At 63.9% G+C, this 16,063-nt stretch carries 17 protein-coding genes; 10 read left to right on the top strand and 7 right to left on the bottom strand.

From position 1 onward, the window contains the following. Positions 1 to 4: 4 nt before the first annotated feature. Positions 5 to 856, top strand: coding sequence for an Mrp/NBP35 family ATP-binding protein (locus RX331_RS12525; protein WP_410708188.1), 852 nt, complete (start codon positions 5 to 7; stop codon positions 854 to 856). A 70-nt stretch (positions 857 to 926) separates the two neighbouring features. On the opposite strand, the gene RX331_RS12520 is transcribed toward RX331_RS12525, so the two are convergent. After that, positions 927 to 1,952, bottom strand: a complete 1,026-nt coding sequence (locus RX331_RS12520; RefSeq protein ID WP_317256861.1) for a histone deacetylase family protein — start codon at positions 1,950 to 1,952, stop codon at positions 927 to 929. Beyond that, a complete protein-coding gene (locus RX331_RS12515; protein ID WP_317258104.1) occupies positions 1,949 to 2,644 on the bottom strand; it encodes a GntR family transcriptional regulator in 696 nt (231 codons plus the stop codon). The genes RX331_RS12520 and RX331_RS12515 overlap by 4 nt, the downstream gene beginning before the upstream one ends. Positions 2,645 to 2,816: 172 nt before the next feature. Between RX331_RS12515 and RX331_RS12510 the strand changes: the two genes are divergently transcribed. From RX331_RS12510 to RX331_RS12485, 6 genes are all read left to right on the top strand, one after another. Next, positions 2,817 to 3,605 (top strand): class II aldolase/adducin family protein, encoded by a 789-nt coding sequence (locus tag RX331_RS12510; RefSeq protein WP_317256860.1) that lies wholly within the window; start codon positions 2,817 to 2,819, stop codon positions 3,603 to 3,605. Between the two features lie 60 nt (positions 3,606 to 3,665). Further along, positions 3,666 to 5,219 carry an ABC transporter substrate-binding protein gene (locus RX331_RS12505; protein ID WP_317256859.1) on the top strand — a complete coding sequence of 518 codons (1,554 nt, stop codon included), beginning with the start codon at positions 3,666 to 3,668 and terminating at the stop codon, positions 5,217 to 5,219. Positions 5,220 to 5,282: 63 nt separating this feature from the next. Further along, positions 5,283 to 6,254, top strand: coding sequence for an ABC transporter permease (locus RX331_RS12500; protein WP_317256858.1), 972 nt, complete (start codon positions 5,283 to 5,285; stop codon positions 6,252 to 6,254). Beyond that, positions 6,251 to 7,090, top strand: a complete 840-nt coding sequence (locus tag RX331_RS12495) for an ABC transporter permease (RefSeq protein ID WP_317256857.1) — start codon at positions 6,251 to 6,253, stop codon at positions 7,088 to 7,090. The genes RX331_RS12500 and RX331_RS12495 overlap by 4 nt, the downstream gene beginning before the upstream one ends. A 2-nt stretch (positions 7,091 to 7,092) precedes the next feature. Next, positions 7,093 to 8,700 carry an ABC transporter ATP-binding protein gene (locus tag RX331_RS12490; RefSeq protein ID WP_317256856.1) on the top strand — a complete coding sequence of 536 codons (1,608 nt, stop codon included), beginning with the start codon at positions 7,093 to 7,095 and terminating at the stop codon, positions 8,698 to 8,700. Then, a complete protein-coding gene (locus tag RX331_RS12485; RefSeq protein ID WP_317256855.1) occupies positions 8,697 to 9,656 on the top strand; it encodes a glyoxylate/hydroxypyruvate reductase A in 960 nt (319 codons plus the stop codon). Before RX331_RS12490 ends, RX331_RS12485 begins: the two co-directional genes overlap by 4 nt. 338 nt (positions 9,657 to 9,994) lie before the next feature. Here RX331_RS12485 and RX331_RS12480 read toward each other — a convergent pair whose 3' ends face one another. After that, positions 9,995 to 10,888 (bottom strand): alpha/beta hydrolase, encoded by an 894-nt coding sequence (locus tag RX331_RS12480; protein WP_317256854.1) that lies wholly within the window; start codon positions 10,886 to 10,888, stop codon positions 9,995 to 9,997. Between the two features lie 30 nt (positions 10,889 to 10,918). Continuing rightward, the gene (locus RX331_RS12475; RefSeq protein ID WP_317256853.1) at positions 10,919 to 11,968 is read right to left on the bottom strand and encodes a hydroxyacid dehydrogenase; all 1,050 of its coding nucleotides are present in this window, start codon (positions 11,966 to 11,968) and stop codon (positions 10,919 to 10,921) included. Between the two features lie 208 nt (positions 11,969 to 12,176). Between RX331_RS12475 and RX331_RS12470 the strand changes: the two genes are divergently transcribed. The 3 genes from RX331_RS12470 (at position 12,177) to RX331_RS12460 (ending at position 13,774) form a co-directional block, all read left to right on the top strand. Then, a complete protein-coding gene (locus tag RX331_RS12470; protein ID WP_317256852.1) occupies positions 12,177 to 12,731 on the top strand; it encodes a thiamine pyrophosphate-binding protein in 555 nt (184 codons plus the stop codon). An 8-nt stretch (positions 12,732 to 12,739) separates the two neighbouring features. Beyond that, the gene (locus RX331_RS12465; protein ID WP_317256851.1) at positions 12,740 to 13,348 is read left to right on the top strand and encodes a thiamine pyrophosphate-dependent enzyme; all 609 of its coding nucleotides are present in this window, start codon (positions 12,740 to 12,742) and stop codon (positions 13,346 to 13,348) included. Positions 13,349 to 13,420: 72 nt separating this feature from the next. After that, on the top strand, positions 13,421 to 13,774 hold the full coding sequence (locus RX331_RS12460; RefSeq protein WP_317256850.1) for a VanZ family protein: 354 nt from the start codon (positions 13,421 to 13,423) through the stop codon (positions 13,772 to 13,774). Positions 13,775 to 13,832: 58 nt separating this feature from the next. Here RX331_RS12460 and RX331_RS12455 read toward each other — a convergent pair whose 3' ends face one another. From RX331_RS12455 to hyi, 3 genes are all read right to left on the bottom strand, one after another. Continuing rightward, complete coding sequence (locus RX331_RS12455; RefSeq protein ID WP_317256849.1) at positions 13,833 to 14,216, bottom strand: DUF1236 domain-containing protein; 384 nt, start codon at positions 14,214 to 14,216, stop codon at positions 13,833 to 13,835. A 135-nt stretch (positions 14,217 to 14,351) separates the two neighbouring features. Beyond that, the gene (locus RX331_RS12450) at positions 14,352 to 15,239 is read right to left on the bottom strand and encodes a 2-hydroxy-3-oxopropionate reductase (protein WP_317256848.1); all 888 of its coding nucleotides are present in this window, start codon (positions 15,237 to 15,239) and stop codon (positions 14,352 to 14,354) included. 31 nt (positions 15,240 to 15,270) lie between these two features. Continuing rightward, positions 15,271 to 16,056: a hydroxypyruvate isomerase gene (gene hyi, locus RX331_RS12445; RefSeq protein ID WP_317256847.1), complete on the bottom strand. Its 786-nt coding sequence runs from the start codon at positions 16,054 to 16,056 to the stop codon at positions 15,271 to 15,273. Positions 16,057 to 16,063: the final 7 nt, after the last annotated feature.

The raw sequence follows: 16,063 nt of genomic DNA, 5'->3' as shown, positions 1-16,063 counted from the left end.
GTCCGTGTCCGCACCCCCTCCAGGTCCCCAGGCCCGCGCGACGTCGAAAGCATCAGGCATTCCCGGCGTCAAACACATCATTGCGGTCGCCTCCGGCAAGGGCGGTGTCGGCAAATCCACCACCTCCTGCAACCTCGCACTCGGCTTCGCCGCGTTGGGGTTAAAGACCGGCCTTCTCGACGCCGACATCTACGGTCCGTCGCAGCAAAAACTGTTCGGACTGCGCGGCAAGCCGCGCCAACTCGGCCCGCGCATGCTGGAACCCTTGGAGCGGTTTGGCGTCAAGGTGATGTCGATCGGCTTTCTGGTCGAGGAAGACAGCGCCATGATCTGGCGCGGCGCGATGGTGATCTCGGCGATCACGCAGATGCTCCGCGAAGTCGCCTGGGGCGATCTCGATATTCTCGTCGTCGATCTGCCGCCCGGCACCGGGGATGCCCAGCTCACCATGGCGCAACAGGTGCCGCTCGCCGGCGCGATCATCGTCTCGACGCCGCAGGACATCGCCCTGATCGATGCCCGGCGCGGCATCGCGATGTTTGAGAAGGTGAGCATTCCGATTCTCGGTCTGATCGAAAACATGTCGAGCTTCTGCTGCCCGACCTGCAACCACATCACGCCGATCTTCGGCCATGGCGGTGCGCGCACCGAGGCCGAGCAGCGCGGCATTCCCTATCTCGGCGAAATCCCGCTCGACCTGCAGATCCGGAAAACCTCCGACGATGGCCGCCCGATCGTCGCGATGGAACCCGACGGCATCCACGCGAGGCGGTATGTCGGCATCGCCCGCGACATCTGGACGTCGGTCGTCACCGGCGCGGCGCATCGGCCACCGCCGCGCATCGTGATCGAGTAAATATCGAAAACAACCCCATGCACAGTAGCTGTCAAGGGGCGCTCTGGCAGGCGATCGACCAAAAAACTAGCTAACGCGCCTCTTCGAAGCCACCCAGCACAGCGGTCAGATTGGCGCCGAGAATGTCGGACAAGTAACCTCCCTCCTGCACGAAGACCGTCGGAAGGCCCAATCGGGCAATCGCCGCGCCGATGCGGCGGAAGCCGGCCGTGGTCACGGCAAGACCGGCGAGCGGATCGTGCTCGGAGGCATCGAGACCGAGCGCCACCACCAGCGCACCGGGCGCGAAGGCGCGGATGGTTTTTTCCGCTTCCCCGATCGCCTTGATGTAGTCGTCGTCGCCGGTGCCCTTCGGCAACGGGATGTTCAGGTTGGCGCCGAGGCCGGGACCCGCGCCGCGCTCATGCGCGTATCCCCAGACGAACGGATAGAAGAACACGGGGTCGGCGTGGATCGACACGGTGAGAACGTCCGGCCGCTCATAGAAGATGCCCTGCGTGCCGTTGCCATGGTGCACGTCGACATCGAGAATGGCGACGCGCTCATACGCCAGCCGCAGGTGGGCGGCTGCCACCGCGCTGTTGTTGAGGAAACAGAAACCGCCGGCCATGTCGGCATAGGCATGATGCCCAGGCGGCCGGCACAGTGCATAAACCGCGTCTTCGCCGTCCACGACGAGTTGCGCCGCCGTCGTCGCGACATCGGTGGCGGCACAGGCGGCGGCATAGGTGCCCTTGCCGATCGGAGCGCCGGTATCCGCCGCGTGCCAGCCAAGGCGGCCGACGATATGGGTCGGATAGGTCGCGCCGTAGCGAACCGGGTGGACGTTGGGGATCATCTCCGCGCCGGAGTCGCCGAGCGCGACCCAGGCGTCCCAGGCCTCCTCCAGAAAGCGCAGATATTCGGCGCTGTGGATGCGCGCCCGCGGGCCCTGACCGAACACGGTGGGCTGGACCAGCGCGTGCTTGCCGGCCCTCAACCCCGCCAGCAAGCGATCGGCGCGCTCGGGCTGCTCGGTGGTGCGCTTGATCACGCCACGCACCAGGAAGAATTGCGGGTCGTGGCTGCGATGCAGTTCGGTGTAGACGGCCTTCACACGGTTACTCCGTTGGTTGGAGAAAGGATGCCGCTCGGCGGCTCAGTAGCATTGCCGATCGCCGGCGTGAGCTCTCGGACCAGCTTGCCGACCTCCCGCCAGGCATGGCCGATATGATAGTCGATATGCGCGGTGATGCGCTCGGGATGGCCGGCTTCGATCGCCGCCAGCAGCGGCTCGTGCGTCCGCGCGATCTCATGCGGGTCATCATAGAGACGGCCGATCAGGCCAATGACCATGCGCAGCTCCGCGGCAAGATCATCGAACAGCCGCAGCAGCCGGCGGTTATCGGCAATCTCAAAAATCAGCCGGTGAAAGCGGTAGTCCTCCTCCACCTGACGGGCGGCGTCGTCGAGATCGGCGGTCCGGTGCAGCACATCGATCTGCCGCCGCAACGCCTCGCGCGATTCCGGCGTCAGGCGTTTTGCCGCCAGAACGCCGGCGTGCCGCTCGATACAAAGGCGCAAATCGTAGATCTCGTCGATGTTTCTGATTTCGAGCTTGCGGACGAAAAAGCCGCGCCGCGGGCTCGCAACCAGAAGCCCCTGCTTTTCCAGAAGCCGCGCCGCCTCGCGTACCGGCGCTCGGCTGACGCCCAGCTCGCGGGCAATCCCTGCTTCCACTACCTTGGAGCCCGGAGGCAAGCGCCCCTGGACGATCGCCTGCATGAGGATGCGCGCGATCTGGCCCACCAAATCGCTATCCGCGATGGCCGGTAATCCAACAGGAAGAGACATAGGCCGCATCGGCTAAACCCGCGCCAGTCCGTGCATATTTTTTAATCGTCGATTGTCGACACTTTAATCTTGCCCAGGGGTTGCACCGCACGCAAGCTGAAAATGTCGAAATTCAGCGAAGGCGGAAATGACAAGCGCAGCGCACAGCACCGCAAAGGCATGGCCGGCGGTGGACGACCAGACCCTCCAATTCCGGATCGACCTCGCGGCGGCCTACCGCCTGATTCACCGGCTTGGTCTGGACGACAGCATCTACACCCACATCTCGGTTCGCCTTCCCGGCCGGCAGGACCGCTTTCTCATCAATCCCTATGGCCTGCGTTTCGAGGAAGTGACGGCGTCCAACCTGGTGACGGTCGATCTCGACGGCAACGTCATCGACGATCCCTTGGGGCTCGGCATCAATCCGGCCGGCTTTACCATTCACAGCGCGATCCATGCCGCGCGGCATGACGCGATCTGCGTCCTGCACACGCACACGGTCGCGGGTATCGCGGTGGCCTGCCAAAAGCGAGGCCTGTTGCCGCTCAATCAATGGTCGCTGCAGTTCACCGGTTGTCTCGCCTATCACGACTATGAGGGCATCGCGCTCGATCTCGATGAGCGCGAGCGGCTGGTCGCCGACCTCGGCGATAAGTTCGTGATGGTGCTGCGCAGTCACGGCATGCTGACCTGTGGACGTTCGGTCGCCGAAGCGTTCAAGCTAATGCACAATTTGGAACGCTCCTGCCGCGCGCAGCTCGCGATCCAGTCATCCGGCGCCGAGATCATCGAGCTTTCCGACGCGGTGGCCCGCAAGACGGCCGGCCAGTACGCGACCTTTTACGAAGCGATCGAGCTCAACGGCGTGCCCGACAGCGAATGGGCCGCCTTCAGGCGAATGCTCGAGAAGACCGATCCCGACTTTGCGAAGTGACACCTGCGCGCCCCCTCGATTTGGCAGCGCCAAGACCCTTTTCTTTAAACGAGGTATGTAATGTCCAAGCGTAAGATCTTGATAAGCCTTGCGACTTTGTGCGTCCTGATTACCGCTGCGGCCGCTGATGGGCCAAAGCCGGGCGGCGTAATCAACGCCGTGATCCAGCCCGAACCGCCGAGCCTGATGATCGGTCTGGTTCAGAACGGACCGACGCAGATGGTCGCCGGCAATATCTATGAAGGTCTGTTGCGCTACAGCCCCAAGCTCGATCCCCTGCCCGGCCTCGCCGAGAGCTGGTCGGTCAGCGAGGACGGCAAGATCTACACCTTCAAGCTCGTCAAGGGCGTGACCTGGCATGACGGCAAGCCGTTCACCTCGGCCGACGTGCTGTTCTCGATCGAGTTCCTGAAGCAGACCCATGCCCGCGCCCGCGGCAATCTCGTGCAGCTCGACAAGGTGGAAGCCCCCGATGAATCCACCGTGGTCTTCACGCTGAAGCAGCCGTTCGGCCCGTTCATCGGCATCTTCGAGGTCGGCTCGCTGCCGATGATCCCCAAGCACATCTATGAAGGCACCGATTTCAAGACCAATCCGGCCAACAACACGCCCGTCGGTACCGGTCCCTTCATGTTCAAGGAGTGGCAGAAGGGTTCGTTCATCCGTCTCGTCAAGAATCCGAGCTACCACGTCAAGGGCAAGCCCAACATCGACGAGATCTATTGGCACGTGATTCCGGACGCCGCGGCGCGTTCGGTCGCCTATGAGACCGGCAAGGTCGATGTACTGCCGGGCGGCTCGGTGGAAAACTTCGACGTGCCGCGGCTCACCAAGCTCAAGAACACCTGCGTCACCGGCGCCGGCTGGGAATTCTTCAGCCCGCATTCCTGGCTTTGGCTCAACAACCGCGCAGGCCCTACCGCCAACAAGAAATTCCGCCAGGCGTTGATGTTTGCGATCGATCGCAACATGGCCAAGGACGTGGTCTGGAACGGCCTCGGCAAGGTTGCGACCGGCCCGTCCGGCTCGGCGATCAAGTACTACACCGGCGCCGTGCCAAAATACGATTACGACCCGGCCAAGGCGAAGGCCCTCGTGAAGGAGGCCGGCTATGCCGGCGAGAAGTTGCGCATGCTGCCGCTTCCTTACGGCGAGACGTGGCAGCGCTGGGGCGAAATGGTCCGCCAGAACCTGCAGGACGTCGGCATCAACGTCGAAATGATCGCAACCGACGTGCCAGGCTGGAACCAGAAGGTCTCCGAGTGGGACTACGACATCGCTTTCACCTATCTCTATCAGTACGGCGATCCCGCGCTCGGCGTCGGCCGCAACTACGTGTCCAGCCAGATCACCAAGGGCTCGCCGTTCAACAATGTCGAGGGCTATTCCAACCCCGAGATCGACAAGCTGTTCGCCGACGGCGCGGTCGCCTTCCCCGATTCAGCGCGCGAGGAAATCTATGCCAAGGCGCAGAAGATCCTGGTCGAGGATGTGCCTGTCGCGTGGATGCTCGAACTGCAATTCCCGACCATCACCCGCTGCAGCGTCAAGAACCTGGTCACGACGGGCATCGGCGTGAACGACGGTTTCCGCGACGCCTGGATCGAGAAGTAACCGTACACCCGGGCGTCGGCCAGAGGCCTGACGCCCGGACACCCTCCAACGCAAGCACAGCCCATGGTCTCCTTCATCGCGCAGCGGCTCGCGAAGGCCGTCATCGTCCTTCTCGCCCTCGTCGTCATGAATTTCTTCCTGATCCGGATGGCGCCGGGCGATCCGGCGCTGGTGATGGCGGGCGAAGCCGGCGCTGGCGATCAGCTTTTTGTCGCGCAACTGCGCGAAAAATTCGGCCTCAACCAACCGCTGCCGGTGCAGCTGTTCCTCTATGTCAAAGGCATCCTCAGCCTCGATCTCGGCTTTTCGTTTCGCCAGCAGATGCCGGTCTCGAAGTTGATCCTCGATCGCCTGCCGGCGACGCTATTGCTGACAGGGACTGCGTTCGCGATCTCGCTCACCTTCGGCATCCTGTTCGGCGCATTGGCGGCCCGCTTTGCAGGCACCTGGGCGGATACCGCGATTACGGTCGCGGCGCTGATCTTCTACGCCACGCCGCTGTTCTGGGTCGCGCTGATGGCGATCCTGCTGTTCTCCGTCACGATGGATTGGCTGCCGAGTTTTGGTTACGAGACGGTCGGCGCGGGCTACACCGGCCTTGCCCATGTGCTCGATGTCGCCGCGCATCTGATCCTGCCGGCGACGACGATCGGGCTGTTCTTCATGGCCACCTACGCCCGCATGACGCGCGCCTCGATGCTGGAGGTGAACCGGCTCGATTTCGTCAAGACCGCCCGCGCCAAGGGCCTCTCCGATGCCGTGATCCAGCGCCGTCACGTGCTGCGCAACGCGCTTTTGCCGGTCGTTACCCTCGCCGGCCTGCAAGCGGGAACGCTGGTCGGCGGTGCCGTGCTCACCGAGACGGTGTTCGCATGGCCCGGCATCGGCCGCCTGATGTACGAGGCGCTGCTGCAGCGTGATTACAATCTTCTGCTCGGCGTGTTCGTCGTCTGCTCGGCGATGGTGTTGGCCTTCAACCTGATCACGGACCTCGTCTACCGCTCCGTCGATCCCCGCATCGAGTTCGCCACATGAAGCGGGTCTGGCGAATGCTGGTGCGCAATCCCGGCGGCATGATCGGCGTCGCAATCCTGAGCATCGCGATTGCCGTTGCCCTGTTCGGCCCGCTGCTGTTTCCGACCTCCCCCTGGCGCATGGTGCAGCGCCCGTTCCTACCGCCGCTGACGATATCAGGCCTGCCGCTCGGCACCGACGCGCTCGGCCGCGACGTCATGGCGGGGATCATCTACGGCGCGCGCGTCTCGCTGCTGGTCGGCCTGATCTCGACGCTGGCCTCGCTCGTCATCGGTATCCCACTCGGTGCGGTGGCCGGATATTTCGGCGGCAAGATCGACGACGCATTGATGCGCTTCACCGAGTTCTTCCAGACCGTGCCGAGCTTTGCGCTCGCCATCGTGCTGGTCGCGATCATGCAGCCGTCCATTGTGTCGATCGTGGCGGCCATCGCCATCGTGAGCTGGCCGCCGGTGGCGCGGCTGGTGCGCGGCGAGGTGCTGTCGCTGCGCACGCGCGAGTACGTCCAGGCCGCGGTCGTGACCGGCCAAACCAATTGGTGGATCATCTGGCGCGAGATCCTGCCGAATGCGCTGTCGCCAGTCATCGTGCTAGCCTCGTTGATGGTCGCGACCGCAATCCTCCTGGAATCCTCGCTCTCCTTCCTCGGCCTCGGCGATCCCAATCTGATGTCGTGGGGCTACATGGTCGGCGCCGGCCGCACCGTGATCCGTCAGGCCTGGTGGATCACCGTCTTTCCCGGCATCGCCATCCTCATCTCGGTGCTGGCGCTGAACCTGGTCGGCGAAGGCCTCAACGACGCGCTCAACCCTCGGCTCGCCAAGGGAGGACGCTGAGCATGACCGTCGCCGTCAAGAATCTGAAGCTGGCGCTGCCGCCCAGCGGCGACCGCGAATATGCCGTCGATGGCGTGTCGTTCGAACTGTCCGCCGGCAAGATCCTCTGCGTGGTCGGCGAATCCGGCTCCGGCAAGTCGATGTGCGCCCATGCGCTGATGGGGCTATTGCCCGACACGGTGAAGGCCGCGTCCGGGGAGATCCTGTTCGAGGGCAAGAACCTGCTCGCGCTCAGCCCGGCGGAATGGCTGTCGCTCCGCGGCCGCGGCATCGCGATGGTGTTCCAGGAGCCGATGACGGCGCTCAATCCATTGATGCGGATCGGCGAGCAGATTGCCGAGATGTTCGAGGCGCACGGTTTGCTGATGCCGAAGGAGCGTCAGCAGAAGGCCCTCGCTTTGATCCGCGAGGTCGGCCTCCCCGACCCAGAGCGCGCGGTTCGCGCCTATCCTCATCAACTGTCCGGCGGCCAGCGCCAGCGCGCCGTGATCGCGATGGCGCTGGCGCTCGAACCTGCGGTGCTGGTGGCGGACGAGCCGACGACGGCGCTCGACGTCACGACGCAGGCGCAGATCCTGAAACTGATCCGCGACCTGCAGCGGCGGCGCAACATGGCCGTCATGTTCATCACCCATGATTTCGGCGTCGTTGCCGAGATTGCCGATCGCGTGGTTGTACTTCAGCACGGCAAGGTGGTCGAGCAAGGCACCGCGGACGATGTGCTGTTGCGTCCGCAACACGCCTACACCCGCGCCCTGCTGGCCGCCGTTCCTACCTTGCAGCCGCCGCAGCGGACGCCGCTGTTCGATCGTAACAAGGCGGTGGAGGTGATCGGTCTCGGCAAGACCTATGTCAGCGGCGGCGGATGGTTTCGCAGCGAACGGCGCGTGCAGGCAGCCAAGGATGTCAGCTTCGACATCTTCCGCGGCGAGACGCTCGGCCTGGTCGGCGAATCCGGCTCCGGGAAATCCTCGGTCGCGCGGCTCGTGATGCGCCTGATCGAGCCCGATGCCGGCACCGTCCGCATGGGCGACGTCGACCTCACAAGGATCGGCGGCAAGGCGTTACGCGAGCAGCGCCGCCGCATCCAGATGGTATTCCAGGACCCGTTCGCCTCCCTCAACCCGCGCCGCAAGGTCGGCAACATCATCACTGACGGACCGATCGCCCATGGCGTCGACCCGGCAGTGGCACGCAAGCGCGCAAGTGAGCTGCTCGGCCTCGTCGGCCTCAATGCCAGTGCGATGGAACGCTTTCCGCACGAATTCTCCGGGGGGCAGCGGCAGCGCATCGGTATTGCGCGGGCGCTGGCGCTCGACCCCGAAATCCTGGTCGCCGATGAGGCGGTCTCGGCGCTCGACGTGTCCGTGCAGGCGCAGGTTCTGGACCTGCTCGAGGATCTGAAAGCGCGGCTCGGCCTCTCGATGCTGTTCATCACCCACGATCTCAGGGTTGCCGCGCAGATCTGCGACCGCATCGCGGTGATGCAGCACGGCGCGATCGTCGAGCTCAAATCCGCTTCGCTGCTGTTCGCGGCCCCCGAGCATGCCTACACGCGCGAACTGCTTTCCGCCGTTCCCGGCCAGACATCAGCGTCCAAGGCGGCATGAACGCGATCGCCGACATGCGCTGCGTCCTGGTCAGCAAAAGCCTCGACCTTCGCCGTTATCTCGGTCCGCAATTCGCACACGCGGCCGACCAGGTCGAAATCGTCAGCCATCCGCACGAAGGTTCGGCAGCGGATGTCCGGCTGGCAGTGGCCTGGCATCCGCCGGACGATGCGTTCGAACGCTACCCGAATCTTAAGGCGGTGTGCTCGATCGGCGCCGGCGTCGACAATATCCTGGCATGTCCGAGCCTGCGGCCCGATATCGATGTCATTCGTGTCGTCGATCCGGCGCAAGCGCAGATGATGTCGAGCTTCGTTATCTGGCACGTCATCGGCCATCAGCGATGTTTTGCGACCTATCAGGCCCAGCAGCGTGAGCAACGCTGGCGGCGGCTCGGGCTTGGACAGCGCCGGGCGCAGGACATGCCGGTCGCCATTTTGGGCTTTGGTGAGATCGGCCGCCGCGTCGCCACCGATCTCGCTTTTCTCGGCTTTCCGGTCATGGCGTGGAGCCGCACCGCAAAGCCGATGCCGCAAGGCATTAGCGGCTTCGATGGCGCCGATGGCCTGGATGCCATCCTTGGTCAGACCGAGGTGTTGGTGAACTTGCTACCGCTGACGCCGGAGACACGGGGCATTCTCAACCGCAGGACTTTTGCCCGCATGTTCCGCGGCGGCTACTTGATCCAGGTCGGCCGCGGCGAGCACCTGGTCGAAGCCGATCTGCTCGCGGCGCTGGACAGCGGCCAGCTTGCCGGGGCCGCGCTCGACGTGTTCGCGACCGAGCCATTGCCGCCGCACCATCCGTTCTGGCAATACCCCCGCATCGTCGTCACCCCGCACGACGCCTGCGAAGTCAGCATGGAAGCGATCGGCGCGACGTTTCGCGCCACCGCGGAAGCGATCCGCGCCGGCCGGCGTCCACCGCATTCCATCGACCGCGAACGGGGTTATTAAGCGAGAGAGTTAAACGTGCTGTCGAAGCGGCTAAAGGCGCCTGCGCCTCAAGCGCCGGCGGACGGCAGGCTGGCGGCGGCGATGGCCACGATCTCCGACAGCCGGCGTCCAATCCGGGAGGACGCGCTGCTCAGCAATGAACGAACCTGTCGCATCTCTTCATCTTCCATATGCGCCGGGGGAAAGGGCGCGCACAAAGAAGATGATATTGTCAGGCTAACTAGTCGAGATTGCTGGGAAAATAGCAATGAGCGCTTCGTCCGGAGGCTCATCGGCAGTGGATTCATTGCCGTAATCGCCCTCGCGGCGAACAACATTTTCTCCCCGGATTCGGCGCGTCAGCCGGTGATGCGGCTGTCGACCGCCTTCGGCGACGATGTTGTATCGAGAAACCGTCGCAGCGATGCCAGCACCACATCGAGCCGGTCGTGATGCAGCCAGTGGCCGGCGCCCGCGATCTTCTCCATCTCCGCTGTCTTGAAATGCCCGAGCAGCCCGGCGGCTTCGGGATCGGGCAGAAAGCTTTCGTCGCCCCACATCAACAAGGTTGGACAGGCGATGCGTGACCACAGGCCGGCATAATCCTCCGATGACAGCCGGTATGGCGCCCTCGCCCGCTGGTAATGGTCGAATTTCCAGCGATAGAGGCCGTCATCTCCCTTCCGGACGCCGTGACCGGCCAGATGAAGCGCCAACGCCGGTGTCAGGCGCTTGTTGCGCGTGGACAGCCGCTTCGCCGCCTCCTCGATCGATCCGAACGTGCTCTCCTGATGATCGCCGATACGGTCGAGCTGGGTGATCCAGCGCGACATTTGCTCGGCGATCGGCGCGGCTTGTGAGTTCGACAAGAACGCGCCGTCAAGTACGACGAGGCGCGATACTTTCTCCGGATAGGTGCCGGCATAGGCCAGCGCGACCATGCCGCCCATGGAGTGGCCGACGATCGCCGCATCCTGCAGCTCCGCAAAGCGCATGAGCCGGGTCAGGTCATAGACATTATCGGTCAGGCTGTAGCTGCTTCCCTTCGCCCATTCGGAGTCGCCATGGCCGCGCAGATCCGGCGCCATGATGTGAAAATCCGGCTGCAGCTCCCGCGCGATCGCGTCCCAGCTGCGGCAATGATCGAGCCCGCCGTGAATCAGGACCAGGGGCGGCGCCGACACATTGCCCCAGTCGACATAGTGCAGCCGCAGGCCCTGGGACTCGTAGAAGCGGTCTGCCGGCTCGGTCATCGTGAATCGTCTCTCGCGGGAGGTGCCAGCCTATTTCGGCGCGAAGCCGAATATATGTTCGAAACGCTTCGCATAGGCCGGCCACACCTCGGGATTGACGACGCGCGGCGGACGCTTGCCGTCGAGCGCATCGAGTATCTGCTCGGCGGCGATCCTGCCCATGTTGATGCGCGCTTCCTTGGTGACGCCGGCGGTATGCGGGCTTGCCAGCACGTTGTCGAACTGCAGCAGCGGATGCTCCGGCGGCGGCGGCTCCTTGTCCCAGACATCGAGCCCCGCGCCGGCGATCCGCTTGTCGCGCAGCGCCTCGTACAGCGCCTCCTCGTCGTGAATGAAACCGCGCGCAGTGGTGACGAAGAAGGCATGCGGCTGCATCAGCGCGAATTCGCGCGGCCCGATCATGCGGCGATTGTCCTTAGTCAGCGGGCAGGAGATCGAGACGAAGTCCGAACGACGCATCAGGTCGGCAAGCTCGACCTTCTCGCCGCCGCGGGCTGAGATTTCTTCCGCACTGAGATAGGGATCGTAGGCGATCACCTTCATGCGGAGCAGGCCGTTGCAGAGCTCGGCAATGCGGCGGCCGACATTGCCGATGCCGACGATGCCAACGGTCTTGCCCTGAAGCTCATTGCCGATCAGCGAATTCCGATTGACGTTGGCCTGGCGGCGCAGCGCGCGGTCGGATTCGAGGATGCGCTTGGACAGCGTCAGCATCATCCCAAGCGCGTGCTCGGCCACCGAATTGGCATTGCCGCCGGATTGGTTGACGACCAGCACGCCGGCCGCCGTGCAGGCATCGACGTCGACGGGATCGAAGCCTGCGCCGTTCGAGGATACGATCAGCAGGTTCGGCGCCCGGCGCAGCAGATCCTGATTGACATGGAAATGCCCGGCGATCTCGTCACGCGCCGCGCCGACCTGATAGGCATGCGCGGCCGACAGGATCGGCGCCGCAACGGTGTCAGGGCTGTCGTTCTCCAGCCGGTCGAGCCGCACATCGGCGCGTGCTTTCAGGATATCGATATAGATCTCATGGGCGAGATATTTGACGTAGAACACGCGCTTGTTGTTGACGGTCATTTTTCCCTGGCAGCTTTCGGTTGAGCAGAGCCTAGCGTTCCCTAGATCTTTATCCGCTTATCTCACATCGTCGCACGTCTGATGTAGCGGCGCGCGGCGCAGAGCCGGATACGTTCGGAACATGTTGACAATCTCGCCGATGGCGTCAAGTTCGCCGCTCCAGGAATGAACGCCACGAACAAATCGGCGCGGGTAAAGGGAGACCGAAATGGCGGTTGCAGAGGAAAAAACCTCGCCTCAGACCTCCGACAATAGCTGGCACGGCGTGGTGCTGCAGACGCTCAAGCGCAACGACGTCCGTCTGGTCCCCTACGTGCCCGACCGCGTCCTGACGCCGCTGATCAAGAACCTGCATGCCGACCCGTTTTTCACGACCTTCGCCACCGCGCGCGAGGAGGAAGCGGTCGGCATCGTCTCCGGCGCCTGGATGGGCGGCATGCGCAGCGCGGTGCTGATGCAGACCTCGGGGTTTGCCACGCTTGCGAACGTGCTGGCGTCGCTGGCGATCCCCTATCAGATCCCGCTGATCATGTTCGTCTCCGAGCGCGGTACACTCGGCGAGTTCAACTACGGCCAGTCCCTAGTCTGCCGCACCATGCGACCGGTGCTGGATTCGCTTGCGATGGAGCACCACACCATCACCCGATTCGACGAGCTCGAATTCATTGCCGACCGCTCGATCAAGCAGGCCATCACCACGCAGGCGCCGGTGGCGCTGATCCTCTCGCCGCTCTTGACCGGCGGCAAGGTCTTCGACAAGTGAGCGATCTCATGAACAGCGCTAGTCCCGTCCGCAACACCAAGGTCATGAACCGCTTCGATCTCACCTCGCGGCTGATCGCGAAGCTCAGAAACGAGGAAGCCGTGATCGGCGGCATCGGCAACACCAATTTCGACCTGTGGGCCGCCGGCCACCGGCCACAGAATTTCTACATGCTCGGCAGCATGGGCCTCGCCTTCCCGATCGCGCTCGGTGTCGCGCTGGCGCAACCGGACCGCCGCGTGTTTGCGCTCGAAGGCGACGGCTCGCTATTGATGCAACTGGGGTCGCTGACGACCATCGCGACATTGGCGCCGAAGAATCTCACCATGGTGGTGATGGACAACGGCATCTACCAGATCACCGGCGCCCAGCCGACGCCGGCGGCTTCCGTCGCCGACATCGTCGCCATTGCGGTGGCAAGCGGGCTCACCAACAGTAGCTGGGCGGCGGACGAAGAGGATTTTGAGCGCCTGATCGAGGAGGCCCTGTTCGCCACCGGCCCGGTGCTGATCGGCGCGCGCATCGACGACAAGCCGGGCAACGGCACCACCCGGCGCGATCCCGTGCAGATCCGGGAACGCTTCATGCACGGTATGGGCGTAAGGGAGCCGCTCTGACGGGTTAACCACAGGCACCGCCTCGTTCACGCGCATGGACCTACCGCGCGGAATGTGTGTTATGCCCTGCCCATGACGATCATCCTTCGACTTGCCGCCTGGGGCCTTGCCGCAGCCATTGCCTTCGCAACCCTCGGGCCGGCGGAACAGCGGCCACATTTGAATCTCGGGCAGAACGGCGAGCACGCGCTGGCCTTCGTGCTGTTGGGGCTCGCCTTCGGGTTGGCCCATACCCGCAGCCGTTCGCTGACGGCAGCCTTCGTCATTGCCTACACCGGCCTGATCGAAATTATGCAGTTCTGGGCGCCCGGCCGGCACGCACGGATGGAAGATTTCGTCGTTGACGCGCTGGCGGGCTCCCTCGGCCTGGTGGCTGCTGCGGCGTTCGACTGGACGCTGAAGCGAACGCGCCAGAGCGCGCCGTGATAAAAAAATCCCCGCGGGACGATGCCCGCGAGGATGGTTCAGCAAAAGCTTACGTTCCTTAGTCGAGGATCCGGACCACCCTGCGGGTGCGCGGCTCCACGATCACGCGGCGATCATTGACGACCGCATAGCGGTATTCGGTGTGCTGCGGCACGGTGCGCAGTTCGACGGTTGGCGGCAGCGGCTCGCCTACCACCACCTGCTCGCGCACTACGACCGAGCGGTCACGCGGGATCGACGTGATCACGGCGTTCGGAATTTCCACGGCCGCGCCGACAGCAGCACCTACCGTGCCGCCGACGATCGCGCCGACCGGACCTGCCGCTTCACCGCCCCGCGCGGCGCCTTCCGCGGCGCCTTGGGCGGTGGTGGATTGCGCAAACGCCGCGCCGGGCAGCAGCAACGCAGCGGCAATCACAGAAACGGCCAAACGATTATTCATTGCACCCTCCAGTAAATTGATGATGCATTTCAACTACTGGAGGCGTGATAAGGTTCCGGTTCCATGGTTGCAGAAAAAGCCCGCGCCGAAGCCTCGACGCGGGTTCCAGTCACGGGGAGTTCCCAATCAAATCGGTCAGCCCTTTGCGACCTCGTGGCTCGCCATCATTTCGAGCGCGCGCACCATGCCCGAATGATCCCACGCCTTGCCGCCATGGGCCGCGCAGGAAGAGAACAATTGCTGGGCCAGCGCCGTGCTCGGCAAGGAAAGGCCGAGCGCACGCGCGCCCTCCAGCGCCAGGTTGAGATCCTTCTGGTGCAGCTCGATGCGAAAGCCCGGCTCGAAATTGCGCTTCACCATGCGCTCGCCATGGACTTCGAGGATCCGCGACGAGGCGAAGCCGCCCATCAGCGCCTTGCGCACCAGCGCCGGGTCCGCGCCAGCCTTCGACGCAAACAATAGCGCCTCGCCGACCGCTTCGATCGTCAGCGCCACGATGATCTGGTTGGCGACCTTGGTGGTCTGCCCATCGCCATTGCCGCCGACGAGGGTGACGTTCTTGCCCATCTTGTCGAAGATCGGCTTCATGGTTTCGAAAGCGCGTTCCGGCCCGCCGACCATGATGGTCAGGCTCGCTGCCTTGGCACCGACCTCGCCGCCGGAAACCGGCGCATCGAGATAGTCGCATCCGAGCGCCTCGATCTTCTTGGCAAACTCCTTGGTGGCGAGCGGCGAGATCGAGCTCATGTCAGCGACGATCTTGCCTTTCGAGAGCCCGGCCGCGACGCCGTCAGGCCCGAACAGCACGGCTTCCACATGCGGCGTATCTGGCACCATGACGATGACGACATCGGACTTCTCGGCGACTTCCTTGCCTGATTTGCAGACCACCCCGCGCTCGGCCACCAGCTCTGGTGCGATGGGGACGACATCATGCAGGAATAGGCGGTGGCCGGCGGCCTGAAGATGGACCGCCATCGGGCGTCCCATGGTGCCGAGACCGATAAAGCCGATATTGGTCATTTCACACTCCCCTTCGTTTCTTGGTTGTCGGTCAGGTATCGAGCGTCAGCGCCGCGTGCCAGCCGAGACCATCGACCGTAGTCGTCCGCGGCTTGTATTCGCACCCGATCCAGCCACGATAACCAATAGCGTCGAGATGCCTGAACAGGAAGGGATAGTTGATTTCGCCGGTCCCCGGCTCGTTGCGGCCGGGATTGTCGGCGAGTTGCACATGGGCGATGCGGGGCAAGTGCATTTGCAGGGTGCGCGCGAGGTCGCCTTCCATGATCTGCATGTGATAGATATCGTACTGCACGAACAGATTGCTCGAGCGCACGTCCGCAATGAGCTGCAGTGCCTGCGCTGTTTTGTTGAGGAAGAAGCCGGGAATGTCGATCGTGTTGATCGGCTCAATCAACAGCTTGATCCCCTCCTTGGCGAGCGCATCCGCCGCAAAGCGAAGATTGCCAATCAACACCTCGTTCAGATCGGTCACGTCAGCGCCTTCGGGCGCGATGCCGACCAGGCAGTTGAGCTGGCGGCAATCGAGCGCCTTTGCATAATCGATGGCGCGCGCCACGCCGTCGCGGAACTCGTCCACCCGGTCAGGCAGGATGGCGATGCCGCGCTCGCCGGCGCCCCAATTGCCGGCAGGCAGATTATGCAGCACCTGGGTCAAGCCATGCTGGTGCAGCTGTTCGCGCAGCTCGGCCTTGTCGAAATCATACGGAAATAGATATTCCACCCCGCCAAAGCCGGCGGCCTTGGCGGCGGCGAAGCGATCGAGGAACGGCACTTCGCCGAACAGCATGGTGAGATTGGCGGCAAATTTCGGCACGATCTGT

Source organism: Bradyrhizobium sp. BWA-3-5 (assembly GCF_032917985.1).
In the GTDB taxonomy this organism is placed as follows: Bacteria; Pseudomonadota; Alphaproteobacteria; order Rhizobiales; family Xanthobacteraceae; genus Bradyrhizobium.
This window is presented reverse-complemented; position numbering and strand designations above follow the sequence as displayed.